The sequence below is a fragment of the Ensifer sp. Root127 genome, from assembly GCF_001425225.1.
GTDB lineage: Bacteria > Pseudomonadota > Alphaproteobacteria > Rhizobiales > Rhizobiaceae > Ensifer > Ensifer canadensis.
The window spans coordinates 73,916-88,424 of sequence record NZ_LMDX01000005.1 but is presented as its reverse complement, the minus strand read 5'-3'; the positions used below and the strand labels follow the sequence as shown (position 1 = coordinate 88,424).

The 14,509-nt window shown below is 61.2% G+C and carries 9 protein-coding genes and 1 pseudogene; 4 read left to right on the top strand and 6 right to left on the bottom strand.

All coding sequences use genetic code 11. From position 1 onward, the window contains the following. Window positions 1-32: 32 nt before the first annotated feature. The gene (locus tag ASD03_RS09575) at window positions 33-1,847 is read right to left on the bottom strand and encodes an ABC transporter ATP-binding protein (RefSeq protein ID WP_025428386.1); all 1,815 of its coding nucleotides are present in this window, start codon (window positions 1,845-1,847) and stop codon (window positions 33-35) included. Window positions 1,848-2,290: 443 nt separating this feature from the next. Here ASD03_RS09575 and ASD03_RS09570 point away from each other — a divergent pair. Continuing rightward, window positions 2,291-2,560, top strand: a pseudogene (locus ASD03_RS09570) (glycerol-3-phosphate transcriptional regulator protein); the annotation flags it as partial. Between the two features lie 183 nt (window positions 2,561-2,743). Here the strand turns inward: ASD03_RS09570 and ASD03_RS09565 are convergent. The 3 genes from ASD03_RS09565 to ASD03_RS09555 form a co-directional block, all read right to left on the bottom strand. Continuing rightward, window positions 2,744-4,528, bottom strand: coding sequence for a diguanylate cyclase (locus ASD03_RS09565; RefSeq protein WP_057213057.1), 1,785 nt, complete (start codon window positions 4,526-4,528; stop codon window positions 2,744-2,746). A gap of 134 nt (window positions 4,529-4,662) precedes the next feature. Then, a complete protein-coding gene (locus ASD03_RS09560) occupies window positions 4,663-6,873 on the bottom strand; it encodes a TonB-dependent siderophore receptor (RefSeq protein WP_057213075.1) in 2,211 nt (736 codons plus the stop codon). A 179-nt stretch (window positions 6,874-7,052) separates the two neighbouring features. After that, entirely contained in the window at window positions 7,053-7,937 is an 885-nt protein-coding gene (locus ASD03_RS09555) for an AraC family transcriptional regulator (protein ID WP_057213056.1), read from the bottom strand. Window positions 7,938-8,187: 250 nt separating this feature from the next. On the opposite strand from ASD03_RS09555, the gene ASD03_RS09550 reads away from it, so the two are divergent. Then, complete coding sequence (locus tag ASD03_RS09550; protein ID WP_057207551.1) at window positions 8,188-8,394, top strand: hypothetical protein; 207 nt, start codon at window positions 8,188-8,190, stop codon at window positions 8,392-8,394. A 53-nt stretch (window positions 8,395-8,447) separates the two neighbouring features. Here ASD03_RS09550 and bla read toward each other — a convergent pair whose 3' ends face one another. Next, window positions 8,448-9,308: a subclass B3 metallo-beta-lactamase gene (gene bla, locus ASD03_RS09545; protein ID WP_057213055.1), complete on the bottom strand. Its 861-nt coding sequence runs from the start codon at window positions 9,306-9,308 to the stop codon at window positions 8,448-8,450. Between the two features lie 329 nt (window positions 9,309-9,637). On the opposite strand from bla, the gene ASD03_RS09540 reads away from it, so the two are divergent. Then, window positions 9,638-10,594: a polysaccharide deacetylase family protein gene (locus ASD03_RS09540; RefSeq protein ID WP_057213053.1), complete on the top strand. Its 957-nt coding sequence runs from the start codon at window positions 9,638-9,640 to the stop codon at window positions 10,592-10,594. 94 nt (window positions 10,595-10,688) lie between these two features. Here ASD03_RS09540 and ASD03_RS09535 read toward each other — a convergent pair whose 3' ends face one another. Then, window positions 10,689-11,606 (bottom strand): LysR family transcriptional regulator, encoded by a 918-nt coding sequence (locus ASD03_RS09535; RefSeq protein ID WP_057213051.1) that lies wholly within the window; start codon window positions 11,604-11,606, stop codon window positions 10,689-10,691. A gap of 449 nt (window positions 11,607-12,055) precedes the next feature. Here ASD03_RS09535 and ASD03_RS09530 point away from each other — a divergent pair, with 449 nt between their 5' ends. After that, window positions 12,056-14,509 carry a penicillin-binding protein 1A gene (locus tag ASD03_RS09530; protein ID WP_057213049.1) on the top strand — a complete coding sequence of 818 codons (2,454 nt, stop codon included), beginning with the start codon at window positions 12,056-12,058 and terminating at the stop codon, window positions 14,507-14,509.

Below are 14,509 nucleotides of genomic sequence, written 5' to 3'. Positions count from 1 at the left end.
TGCATTTCGGCATTTGCGGCTTGCGCCCGGCCTTAGCTGTCGTTGAGGACCAGGCCCTTGGTCAGTTCCAGCGCCTGCCGCTCGAACAAGCCGCGGTAGATGCCGCCGTCGAGGCGGATGAGTGCCTCGTGCGTGCCCTCCTCGGCGATGCGGCCGTGGCTGAACACCAGCAACCGATCGAGCGCGCGTACGGTCGACAGCCGGTGCGCGATCACCAGGGTGGTGCGACCCAGCATCAATCGCTCCATCGCCTGCTGGATCAGCACTTCCGATTCCGAATCGAGGCTCGACGTCGCCTCGTCCAGAATGAGGATCGGTGCATCCGCCAGGAAGGCCCGGGCGATGGCGATGCGCTGGCGTTCGCCGCCCGACAGCTTGACCCCGCGTTCGCCCACCAGCGTGCCGTAGCCTTTCGGCAGGCCCGTGATGAAGTCGTGAGCGCTCGCAAGCCTTGCGGCTTTTTCGATCTCCGCTTGCGTGGCCGTCGGCCGGGCATAGGCGATGTTCTCCGCAAGCGAGCGGTGGAACAGGATCGGTTCCTGCTGGACGATCGCGATCTGCTGGCGCAACGAAGCCTGGGCAACGCCGGCGATATCCTGACCGTCGATCCGAATCTGGCCGGACTTCAGGTCATGCAGGCGCTGGATCAGCTTGACGAAGGTCGTCTTGCCCGAGCCGGAATGTCCAACAAGGCCGACACGCTCGCCCGCCGGGATCGTCACCGAGAACCGATCATAGAGCGGCTTGCGATGGGCGCCGTAGTGGAAGGTCACATCGTTGAATTCGATGCGACCGTCGGTGATGCGGATCGGCTTTGCTTCGGCCTTGTCTTCGATACCGAGCGGCTGGGCGTGGATGTCGACCAGCTCTTCCATATCGTTGACGGACCGCTGCAGGTTGCGGATGTGCATGCCCACTTCACGCAGGTAGCCCTGCAGGATGAAGAAGGAGGTCAACACGAAGGTTATATCACCGGCTGTTGCCTGCCCGCGCGACCAGAGAAACAGTGCAAAGCCGATGACCGCCGCCCTAAGTACGAGCAGCAGGGCACCCTGCGTCGTACCGTTCACCGTTCCGCGGACCCAGGTCCGGCCCGTGCGGTCCCGCCATTTGGCCAGCACCTTGACCAGCCGCGCATCCTCGCGCTTTTCGGCCCCGAAGCCTTTGACAACGTTGTTGCAGCTGACGGCATCGGCAAGCGAACCGCCGAGCTTGGTATCCCAGCTGTTGGCCAGGCGTGCCATCGGCGCGACGTAGCCGAGCGACAACGTGACCGTCGCAGCGATGAAGACAAGCGAGCCCACGCCGATGATGACACCCATCATCGGCCAGTACCACGCCATCAAAGCGGTCGAGCCGACCAGCATGATGATCGACGGAAACAACGCGATCAGCAGCGTGTCGTTCAACAGGTCCAGCGCCCACATGCCGCGCGTCACCTTGCGGACCGTCGAGCCGGCAAAGCTGTTGGCATGCCAGTCGGACGAGAAGCGCTGGATGCGGAAGAAGGCCGCCGAGGCAATGTCGGACATCATCTTGAGCGTCAGGTCGACGACACCCATGAAGGTGACATGCCGGAAAATGATGGCACCGAGCGACAGCGCCATCATCGTCCAGAATGCCGCAAGGGCCGCGTCCCAGGCCACCTGGTCGGAGGCAGCACCGGTCACGACCGCGTCGACCAGCCGACCGGAGTAAAGCGGCGTCAGGACATCCGCGAGCGTCGAAAACAGGACGGCACCGAGGATGAAGGCAAGGCGAAGCGGCTGGCGCTTCCAATGAACCCAGGTGAAACCGAGAACGCTGCGGAACGCACCGCCGCGCAAGGCGAAACGAGTAAAAGCCATAACGATTGCCCAATGCCTGGAGCATTGGCCTCAAAATTCAGGTCAATGAAACATGCCGAGAAAGGGAAACTGTTTTCCGATCGGCATCAATGGATTGGTAGCTTCCGCATCGAGGGAAGACCAAAGTCAGCGAGAAAGGTCCTGACTTGCAACTGCTAAAGAGCCCGAAGCCCCCCAGCGTCTCGTTCAGAACTGTACGCCGCCCCGTAGGGAGAAAGAATAAGCTGGCATCTGAAACCTCCCTGATCTGTTGCCGGAGATCGACTTATAGGCGAATCGCCCGCAACCGCCAAGCGAGGAAATCTAGCCATGCGCCAAAGTGCAACCGGTGCGGCTTGCTTGCAACAGTGTACAAGACGCCCCGGGGTTTACGGCGACACGGTCTTCGTAGCAGAGTAAACCGTCGGCCGATGGCGGGATCAGACGGCCGACTACATCCGGAATTCAAGTTCGACATCGCCGTCATCTCGGTCAGCGGCATCGACCAGGATGGCGACATCGGCGACGACGATCACGCTGAGGTCGCCGCCGTCTCCGCCGCAATGAAGCAGGCCGAACGCATCATCCTTGCCGTCGACAGCAGCAAATTTTCCAGGCGCGCGCTCGTGCGCCTTGCCTCGCTCGCCGACGTCGATGCGCTCGTCACCGACAGCCTGCCAAACGAGGGCATTGTCGCACTGCTGCAAAAACACGGCGTGAGCATTCACCACTAGAGTATTTCCAGGAAAAGTGCGAAGCGGTTTTCCGTCAGGAAATGCGTAAAAACAAAGAGATAGAGCGCTTGTTCGATTCCGTCTAAATAGGAAACGGCTCTACCGCCTTATCGCACAACGCCCGCGGTGGCCGGCACGGGGGGACCCTGGTTGCCGGCGGAATGCGCTCCTTCACAACGTGTTTTAGGTAACAACCAAGCCCGACGAGCAAACCGTCATATTCCGCCCCCGCGCCTTGGCGTCGAGCAAGGCGGCATCGGCCCGTGTCAGAAGCGTCGCGACCGTGCCTTCGCGTGGCGACGAGGCAATACCGATCGACACGGACACGGAGCCGAGGATACGGCCGCGATGAGAAAGCGGTGTCGTGCCGATCTTGTCGCGCAGGCGCTCGGCGAATTCGAAGCCCGCCGCCTCGCTCATTTCAGGCAGCAGCATCGTGAACTCCTCGCCACCGAAACGGTAGGTCGCGCCCAGCTCGCCGGCCGCGTCAAGCATGATCTGGGCAACATACTGCATCACCACATCGCCGGCGTCGTGGCCGAACTCGTCGTTGAAGCGTTTGAAGTGATCAATGTCGATCATGAGGCAGACGAGCGGCCGTCCGGCCCGCTCCCGCAATTGCTTGTTCAGGGCTTCGTCGAGGCAGCGCCGGTTGAGCAGCCCCGTCAATGCGTCGCGGACCGCCAGGTTGGTCAGTTTTTCTCGCAGCTGTAGGTTGGCCACAGCCAGGCCGATATTTTCCGCGATCAGCTCGAGATAAAGCCGCGACGTCTCGACGGCCGGCTGCTCGGGCGAGCGTTCCTCGAAATAGAGCAGACCGATCGTATCGCCCTGAGCGGTCAGCGGCACGCACAGTCCAGCGACATCGCTCTCGTCCAGATGCTGGCAGGCAATATCGCCCTGCCCGCCATTGCTGACATGCGGCCGGCCGCGGCGAAGCCCCCAGCAGGCACTGGAAGGGAAAGTATCGGCCGAATGTTGCGGGTCGAGCCAGGTGCCGACACGCGTCAGCGACGTGCGGTTATCGTTCAGCACATAGAGATGACCGGCAAGGTTGGGGAAGATCTGCGGTGCGAACCGGGCTACGACCTCGGCCAGTTCTTCCTGGATCTGGCACGCCTGCAGCCGATGCATCATTTGCAGGATGAGGTCCTTGGTCTGCTGATCCAGTCGGCGCTCTGCATCGAGCCGGTCCCGCTCCAGCCCGTTGGTGCGAAAGATATGGATCGCCTCGTTCATCTCGCCGATCTCGTCGCGGCGGCGGTCGAGCGGAACTTCCACGTCGTAATCCTGCTTGGCAAGCCGCGTCACGATGCCCGTCATGCGCACCAGCGGCATGGCCACGCGCCGCTTGAGCACGAAATAAAGGACCCCGAGGAAGAGCGCCGCAGTCATGGCGAGCATCGTCTTGGCGGCGATGGCGAACCAGTCGCTTCGCTCCTTTGCCTGCTCCAGTGCCGCGCCGGTTCTGGCCTTGGTCAGTTCGCGGAAGCGGACCACCGTTTCAAGCAACGCCGTCTGCAGACGGTCGTGCTCCGGACCGAAGAGCATTTGTTGCGCTTTTGCCTGGTCGCCCTCCTGGTAGGCGGCGATCGCCGAAACCTCGATCTTGTCGAGGGCCTCTACCTCGCGCTCGACCTCCTGAAGTGCCGCCAACTCGGCCGGTGACGCCCCAACCTCCCGCACGTTCTTGATCGCCGCCTCGTGAGCGCGCTCTTCCTCTTCCCTGCCATGGAAGCGTTCGAGATGGCGCAGGTCGCCGCGCATCACGTACAGACGGGCAGCATCGCTCCGTTCCTCAGCGCCGAGCGCAAGATCTTCGCCAAGCGTGTCGAGCACAAGATGCTGCTCGGCCGCCTGCCGCTCCTCGATCGCGCTGTTCGTCGACAGGATGAACGCTACACCGGAAAGTCCGGTCAAAAGGACCGTGACCCCGTAGGCCCAGTTTGTAATCGCATTGATTCTCATGGGATGATCCGATGAAGCCGTTCGGAGAACGGATGTTCTCCTGGTTGATGGCGTCTTCGCCCTGGGTACGGACGAGACCGGCTGCCGCCGGTCCCGACGTCGTTTACATACAAACTAAAGCGGTGATGCCGTCGTTACCATTTCTTGCTGAGCTTCAGGGTCAGCGTGCGGCTTTCGCCGTAGCCGCACACCGAAAGCCCCTGGCACCCCTTCACATATTCCTTGTCGAAGAGATTGGAGACGTTGAGCGATGCCGCCCAATCGTCCTTCTCGTAGCGAATTGCCGCATCGACCAATGCGGCCGAGGGCACTTTGCGCGTGTTCTCCGCATCCGCCCAGGATTCCCCCTGGTATCTGACGCCGGCGCCAAGGCTGACCCCCTCGAGCGCTCCTGAAGGCACGGTATAGTCGAGCCACAGCGACGCCTGAGCGTTGGGAACAAGGTACGGCGTCTTTCCCACCAACGCCGTGTTCGCGTCTTCGGTCACCTCGAGATCCATGAAATCAAGACCGGCGATCAGCTTCCAATCTTCGTTGATATTGGCCTTGCCCTCAAACTCGATGCCGCGGGAACGCACCTCACCCGTCTGGGTGGAAATGCTCGTCAACGGGTCGGTCACGAGAGCATTGCGCTTGGTCAACTGATAGAGTGATGCCGTCAACACGCCGTCGAATAACGTCGGCTCGTATTTGACCCCGACTTCGAACTGTTCACCTTCCTGCGGCTTGGTATTGCCTGTTGCTGTCACCGCGACGATCGGGTTGAAGAAGGTCGCGACGCTGACATATGGGGTCAGGCCATTGTCGAACTCATAGGCAAGGCCAGCGCGGCCGCTGAAAGCGCCTTCGTTGTAGCTGAAGGCGTTATTTTGCGTCGGAGCCCAGAAGGTCGGGCCGTTTTTGGTGTTGGTGTCCACGTAATCGTAGCGACCATTGAGCGTGACGAGCCAGCCCTGACCGAACCTGATCTGATCCTGCGCATAAACGCCCAGCTGCTGCTGCGTAACCACCTGATTGATATAGGTGGCGTTTGCGGGCTGCGGCGCACCATAGATCGGATCCGTTGCGCTGATGGGTGTAGCGGCCGACGAAGCCTGCACATGGTCCAGCCGGTAGTACTTGTAGTCCAGGCCAACGAGCAGCGTATGATCCAGTGCCCCGGTTTCGAATTCTCCTTCGACACGGTTGTCGACGGCGAAGGTATCGACCTTCGATGTCGCCTCAAACCCCAGACGATAAAGGAGATTGTCGGGGGTGGCCGGCACTGTCGACGACGGGAAGGGCAGGCTCGGATCGTAGTAACCGAAGGTATATGGGCCGTTCTCATGCTTGTAGAGATGGCCGTACCGCAGGTTCTGGCTAAACTGCCAACCGCCTTCAAACTCGTGCGTGAATTCATAGCCGATCATCTGCTGGACATAGGTGCCCGTATCCAGATCCGGCTCACCATAAAATGCATCGCGGTCGATCTTACCGAAGGGTGCATCGACGACCGTGCCGACATAAGGCAGGAAGCCGTTGCCGACGTGCACCTGGTCGAGGCCCTGTAGAACACCGTAGACCGTCAGGCTTGTCGCATCATCAGGCGCGTAGGTGATCTGCGGCAGGACGAAGCCGCGCAGATCGTTGGAGAAATCGGTGTAGGTATCGCCGCCCGACATCTTGCCGGTGACGCGATACCGGATGGTGCCATCGTCCGTCAGCTTGTCGTTGACATCGAAGCCGGTGAAGGCATTGCCAAAGTTGTTGATGCCGATCTCGGTATAATAGAGCGGTTCATCGAATGGCCGCTTGCTGATCAGGCTGACGATACCGCCTGCGTTGGCGCCGCCGTAGAGCGCCGAGGCGGGCCCCTTCAGCACTTCGACCCGCTCGAGCATGAAGGGGTCGATTTGAAAACCGCCGAAACCAAAGCTGAAAAGCGTCAGACCATCGAGGAACACGCCGGTCTGCGTCGCGTCGAAACCGCGGATGTAGTACCAATCCGTATCCGCATCGGTGCCGAAAGGCTCCGTCGTCACACCCGGCGTGTAGCGCAGGGCCTCATCGACCTTGTTGACCACGCCGCGGTCGTCGAGCTCATCGCGACCGATGACGGAGACGGATTGGGGAATTTCGCTGATCGGCGTGGCCGACTTCGAGCCCGTCGTCGTCGCCTTGGCGACGTAACCGTCAACGGGGCCGGTGGCCTCGTCGCGTAAGCCCTGTGCCTGCACCTCGATCTTTTCGAGTTTCGTGGCGATACCGTCCTGGGCGACCGCCGCCGTCGACACGAGCAAGGCGATACCGGCAACGCCACTCGCAAGGAATTTTCTCAAACGCACACTTTCACCATCACGCTGCATCGTATCGTCGCCCTTTGATGCCGGACCCGCCATCCCCACGACGTGCGGCCCGACTTTCTGACTGCTGATAAGATGACCGTTTATCTCAACTATTAGGACGGGGCTTGTTTCGAACCCTGAAAGTTGAACGCTCTTGGGCAAATGTGTGCGGGCAACTGTTCAAGGCTGAAGGCATTTGCTCAGGCGAGACGGCTTCTTTTCCAAAGAGCCGGCGTCGTTCCGACTGCCTTGCGGAAGACGCGGGTGAAATGTGCCTGATCCGAAAAACCGGTTTCGGCAGCGATCGCGGTCAGCGACGCTTCATTCTTTAAAAGCAGATGCTTGGCCCGCTCGATGCGCGCGTTAGTCTGCCACTGGTGCGGCGCCACGCCTGTCGATGCCTTGAAGGCGTGGCTGAAATGGGACTGCGAAAGCCCGGCGAGACCAGCCAGTTCCTCGAGCCGGATGTTGCGAAGGCTGTTTTCCTCGATGTATTCCACCGCCCGACGCAACTGCCATGACGCGAGCTGGCTGCGCTTGCGTGCGCTGCTGCGATTGAGCTTCATCAGGTCGATGAACAGCGCCAGCGTCAGCCCGTCGCCGTAGAGATCGTGTAGTGGCTGCGGATTGAGGCATTCGGCAGCGATCAGTTGGGCGAGTTGGAGAAACCGCTCGTCGTGGAACATCAGCCGTGGCACGGCGCATTGGCCGGCGTCGAGATCCTCCATCAGCCGTCGGCTAAGGATGTCGATGTTGAAGTGCAGATCGAGATGGCGGATGTATTTGACATCAACCACATCCGCCCAGATCTCCATGCCGGCGGGGATGTAGGAGATCGCCTGTTGCCGATAGTTCTGGACGGCGCCGTTTGCCTGCGAGGAAAGCTTGACGTTGCAGCTGCTCCCACCCCGCGCATCGAGAACGATGAACATCCGCGGATCATCCGAGACGTAGTAGCCGCCGGCATGGGGGTCGCATTCCACATCCCACACGTCGGCAATGATCCCGTTCCATTCCCGGCGATGCAACTCGCCCTGGATCTTGAAACCGGCAATCTTGTTCTGCATCCGCGGCTGAAACGTCATTATCGCGTTGCCCGTCTTCGGGAAGGTCTGTCTTGGCTACTTTATTCCTTCCTCCAATACTCATCTTTAAGCCGCAACGGAAGTCCCCGGCGATTGCTTTTGGAGAGAACAGCACCAAGCGGATCTGAGGGTGAAAGACTGCGGCGTGGCATGATTTTTTTCGAGATTCCACACCAAAGGATCACACGGACAATCCCCAGCAGGGCCGATAGGGCTATAAGGCTGCACTCAAACAGATCAGGAGCTTACGATGGACACCGTCGAAATCGCAGACCGCAGCGAATTTGCCCTCTGGGCAATCCAGCGCGCACAGGAAATCGTCGTGACTGAAGGCGCGTCTTTCGCCATGGCGGCACGCGACATGGACGATACGGCGCTGACCGCTGCTGCAGCAGCACTCGGTAAGGCCATCAGCGACGCCATGATCGAAGTGTTCGACGGTCTCATGGCCGAGTAAGAGCCCGATTCGTTCGCAATGTGCAAAGGGCCACGCCAAGCGCGGCCCTTCTCTCATTTTTTCGCCTTCTGCCGTGCAAGCTCTTTCTTGAAGGCGGCACGGGACTTTTCGACGATTTGGCCCAGCAAGGCCGGATCGACGAAGGCATCTTCCTCGCCCGCATCCCGCCGCGCGGCGCGGCCGATAATGTCGGCGATATCGGGATGAGCGGGCAGGACCACATCCGCCGTCATGCCTCCCAGCCGGTCGAAGCTGGTCTCGAAGTCGGCAACGATCCCGGGATAGCGCTTGTTGCCGAAGAGCTTGTTGCCGGCGACGGTGACGCTGCAGGGAAAGACCACCTTGAGCGCACGCCCGGCCTCGCTCACCGACGTTGACCAGGTGGTGCAGCCCGGCGTGTGGCCGGGCGTCAGCGTCGCCTTCATGCTGACGTCTCCGAGCGTCACGACTTCGCCGTCGTCAAGCACATGATCGACCTTCACCGCCGGAAAGGTTCCACGCTTATAGGTGGTCTCACCATCATGCAGGCCGTTTTCCAGTGCCCAGCGATCCGCCGCGATCGCATAGAGCTTGGCGCCGCTGTCACGCTTGATTTGTGCAACGCCAGCGACATGATCGTAATGCGCATGGCTCGTGACGATGATCTTGATGTCGGAGCGTTTGAAACCGAGTGCTGCGATATTGTCCTCGACAAGGGATGCGGTGCTCTTCAACGTGCCGTCGAGCAGAATGGCCTGCGTGCCTGAGGTCATGAGGTAGGCCGCCAGCCCCTTGGTCCCGACGTAATAGATGTTGCCGACGACGCGGAATGGCTTTGTCGGCTGCGACCATTCGGCGTTATCAGCCATTGCCGCACTCGCCAGGCATACCGTGGCGACCACCGTCGCCAGCGCGCGTCGCATCATCTTTCTCATACAAGCCTCCGCATCTCGAATTTGGTTTCCATGAACCTCGGACGCGTCCTGCCTAAGGAGCCGTGGCGGGGTCGGCAAACGACGATAATTTGCGGCAGCCATTAGAATAATTTGCATTTCGATGAACCTGGACAGTCGGGGCCAGCAGCCACAGGCACTTGGCCCGAAAATCCCGACCACGCAATGCTCATGCAACCCTTGCGTACGAGGGTCGATCTCATTTCGATTAGCAGAAGAGGGACGATGATGATGGAAACCAGGCTTCATGGCGCCTGCGGCACGCAGTGTTAGGGCTAGGCGTTCGAAGGGCCCGCGCGATCGGGCGCCTCATGCTGCTTGCCTTCACGCCTTGGCTCGCGCTTGTTTTCTTCCTGGTCGACGCCCATGCCGAAACCAGCGGCACCGCCCGGGAGAAATCCGTCGCCATCACATTCGATGATCTTCCCCACGCCAATGCCGGCACCGACGGAACAGATCAACCTTCGCCTCAAAGCATCCAGGATGCGAATGCCCGCATTCTTGCCGCCCTCAGGGATCACAAGGCGCCGGCTATCGGCTTTGTCGTGGAAAGCAAGGTTCGCGCGATCGGTCCGTTTGCGAAAGATATCCTGAAGGATTGGACCGGCCCGCGGCTGACGCTCGGCAACCATACCTTCTCGCACGCGGACACCAACACGCTCGACATCGCCGGCATCGAGCGCGAGATCGTCGATGGCGAGAAGACGACGAGGCGAACGCTAAAGGCGGCGGGCAAGCAGCTGCGTTTCCTACGGTTTCCCTACAATCACACCGGCGACACAACGGAAAAGCAGAAGGCGATCGCGGCGCTTGCGGCGAAGCTTGACTACACGATCGCCGCCTCGACCATCGATACCTCCGATTACGTCTTCGACCGCGCCTATGAGCGCGCGCTTGCCGAAAACGACACGGAAGCCGCCCACCGCATCAGGACGGCCTATCTGATGCACACCCAACAGCAGATCGCCTATTACGCCGGTCTCAACGAGCAGGTCCTTGGCTACGAGCCGCCGGCAATCATGCTCTTGCATGTCAACCGGCTGAATGCCGACGCGATGAAGGGGATCCTGTCGCTGTTCGAAGAGAGCGGCTACAGTTTCACAACGCTCGAAAAGGCGCAGGCCGACGCCGCCTATCGGCGACCGCTGTCCTACGCGACGAAATTCGGTCCGATGTGGGGTTACCGCTGGGCGAAGGACAGGAACGTGCGCGTTGACGGCAGCCTGGAACGAGAGCCGCCGGAATGGATCGTCAGCTACGGCGAATAGCTCGGCACACCGGTCGCAGGTTGACCTTCAGTATCGAGTTGCTCCCAGCAGATCCCCTTTCGCTGACGGCACTCCCCCGCCAACGCATTGCAGCCTATGCCGAGTTGCTCGCCGCCGGCTCATGCAATCGGGCGGCGCTATCCTCCTTCGCCGCCATCAGCCAATCGTGGAAGGCGGACATCGCCAGTGTCGGCGCGCGGGACCGCAGCCGCGTCAGCCAGTAGCTCCCCATCGAGGTATAGACGTCGAAGGGCTGCCGCACTGTGCCGTTCGACAGCAGTCGGGAAAACATCAAAGGCGGCGCAAGCGCAACACCGATGCCCTGGGCGGCTGCCTCCATCATGGCGAGCGACGAATCGAAGACGACGCCCTTGAGCAGCGGCGCCGGATAGGTGATGCCAGCAGCGGCAAACCAGTTCACCCATTCGTCCGCCCGATAGGACCTGAGCAGCGTCTGGCTCAGAAGATCGGCGGGACGGCGCAGCGTATCGGCAATCTCAGGAACGCACAGCACCGAAAGCGGCGCCTCGAACAGCCGCGTCGCCTCGATGTTGTGCCAGGAACCGCTGCCGAAGCGAATGGCGTAGTCGAGCCCCTCGGCGGCCATGTCGACACGATTGTTGTTCGTCGACAACCGGACATCGATGAAGGGATATTTTTCCTGAAAATCCGCAAGGCGTGGCAGCAGCCAGCCGACGGCAAAGGTGCCGACTGCGCCGATCATCAGCACCTCCCGCAGATGGCCGCCCTCGAACCGTTCGAGCATATCGGCCATGCGATCGAAGGAATCCTGGAGTACCGGCAGCAACGCCTCGCCCTCGGCGGTGATCATCAAACCGCGCGGCAGCCGCTTGAACAGCGTCACGTTGAGACGGCTTTCCAGCAGCTTCACCTGGTGGCTGACCGCCGCCTGCGTCACGCACAGTTCGATCGCCGCGCGGGTAAAACTCAGATGTCGCGCGGACGCCTCAAAGGCCCGCAGCGCATTGAGGGGGAGATATGGCCTGACCATGGATGCCCTAATTCAGCTAATGGGTCCTGCAAATAAACGTGGTTTGCCGCTGCGGTGCAACCTCTTTACGGTGAACTCACGTCGGCACCCTGTTTCGCCAGGACGAGACTGCCAACATATCGAGGATCCGGCCCCTCAGACATACTTCCCCGTGGAGGACCCAACCATGTGTCGTCTCAACTGAACGCCCCATAGGCACGCGCCCAACACGTTTCGCACCGTCAGATCCGCTCCGGCCGCAGCAGCGGACCAAGGCGGCATGTCACAGCCCTTGGTGGTGAAACTGAGGCGACGAACCGGCCGCGACGGGATAGGCGAAACATCGGGCTTCTAGGCCCGATCCGCCGCCCCGCACCGCCTTCACGCCACAAACTGATGCGCGTCAGCCGCTCCCTTGGATCGGATGGCGAAGCCATGTCCTTCGAAATTCGAAAGCCCCGACATCCGCCATGAAGTTCATTGCAAACCTGCTCGCAACCCTGATCAATCTGGCAACGCTTCTCGGCGTCGGGCTGGCATTCTGCGCCGCGGCCCTGACGCGAGACCTGCCGGATCATCGGGCGCTGGCGAACTGGGAGCCGGCGGTCACGACCCGGCTTTACGCCGGCGACGGCGCCATGATTGCGCAATATGCCCGGGAACGCCGTCTGTTCCTGCCGATCGGCGCCATTCCCGCCCGGGTCAAGCAGGCTTTCCTTTCGGCCGAAGACAAGAACTTCTACCTTCATCCGGGCATCGACCTGACGAGTCTTGCCACCGCGCTCTGGTCGAATGTCGCCAACTACGGCTCGGGTCGGCGCATGATTGGCGGATCGACGATCACGCAGCAGATCGCCAAGAATTTTCTCCTGTCCTCCGATCGAACGGTCGAGCGCAAGCTGCGCGAAGCGATCCTTTCGATCCGCATCGACCAAACCTATTCCAAGGACCGGATCCTGGAACTTTATCTCAACGACATCTATCTCGGTCTCGGCGCCTATGGCATCGCGCAGGCAGCGCTTACCTATTTCGACAAGCCGGTCGATCAACTGACGGTGGCCGAAGCGGCCTATCTCGCCGCCTTACCAAAAGCGCCGAACAATTATGACCCGTATCGCCATCCTGACCGAGCCGTCACCCGGCGCGACTGGGTCATAGAGCAGATGCGCCGCAACGGCGTCATCGACAGAGAGGTTGCAGCCGCAGCCACCGCCTCGCCCCTCAGCATCAAGCCGAAACGACTGGAGACATCCGCCGACAAGGCGGACTACTTCACCGAGGAGGTGCGCCGCCAGTTGGGCACCCGCTATGGCGAGGCAGCGCTTTACACTGCCGGGCTCTCGGTTCGCACGACACTCGATCCGCGGCTGCAGCAAGCGGCCATGCGGGCGTTGCGAAAGGGACTGGTTGGCTACGACCAGGCAAAGGGGTACCGGGGGCCGATCACCCGCCTGCCTTCGCTTGAAGGGTGGCAGCAGGCGCTCGCCAAACGTCAGCCGCTCTCGGACGTTCCGGAATGGCAGCTCGCCGTCGTCCTCTCCGCAAGCAACGACAAGGTCGAACTCGGTCTCAGACCGTCAGGACCAGAAACGGCGACGGCGGCCGCAGACACGGCCATGATCGACCGCGATGACACAGCCTGGGCTCTGTGCCGGCTCGCCGAAGGCAAGCGTCGTTGTGCCTCATCCCTCAACGGCGTGTTGCAGCCGGGCGACGTCGTCTATGTCGAAAAGCAGGAGACTGGCTATGTCCTGCGCCAGCCGCCGCAGGTGCAGGGAGCGCTGGTCTCGATGGACCCGAACACTGGTCGGGTGCTCGCGGTCGCCGGCGGCTTTTCCTACGCGCAATCCGAATTCAATCGCGCGACCCAGGCCTACCGCCAGCCCGGCTCGTCGTTCAAGCCGTTCGTCTACGCCGCGGCACTCGATACCGGCTATGCGCCGACCACGCTCGTCATGGACGCGCCGATCGCCATCCCTGATGGCACCGGCAAGACATGGCGGCCGAAAAACTATGATGGGCGCTTCAGCGGTCCTTCGACCCTGCGAACGGGGCTGGAAAACAGCCGCAACCTGATGACCGTGCGCCTTGCTCGCCATCTGGGCATGGACCTTGTCGCCGACTACGGCAAGCGCTTCGGCATTTACGACGAGCTTCGCACCTACCTACCGATGGCGCTGGGCGCCGGCGAAACGACGTTGCTGCGGCTCGTTTCCGCCTATGCCGTCATCGCCAATGGCGGCAAGGCCATAACCCCGTCGATGATCGACCGTATTCAGGATCGATATGGCCGGACGATCTACCGGCAAGACAGCCGCCAGTGCGCGGACTGCAATGCGCTTGCCTGGGAAAACCAGGAAGAGCCTGATCTCGTCGACATCAGGGACTATGTGCTCGACCCGATGACGGCCTATCAGATCACTTCGATGATGCGTGGCGTAGTGGAAAGAGGCACCGCCAGAAATGTCGCCACGCTGGGTGTCCCGATCGCCGGCAAGACCGGAACGACCAACGACGAGAAGGACGTCTGGTTCGTGGGTTTCACCCCCAATATCGTCACCGGCGTCTTCCTCGGCTACGACACGCCGAAGCCGATGGGTTACGGCGAAACCGGTGGCGGTCTCGCCGCACCGATCTTCATCGACTTCATGAAGGTGGCACTTCAGGGAAAACCGGCGGCCGATTTTCATCCGCCGCCCGGCATGTCCTTCCAGACAGTCGACAGAAAGACGGGGCGAGCGGTTGAGCAAGGAACGCCTGGCGCGATCGTCGAAGCCTTCAAACCGGGAACCGGCCCCTGCGACGGCGGCTGCACCGTCATCGACGACAAGGAGATGGCCGAGCTGCCAGCTGGCGGCGCCGACCAGGGCCTAACACCTGAATTGCGGCAGAAGCTGCTCAGCAATACCGGCGGGCTCTACTGA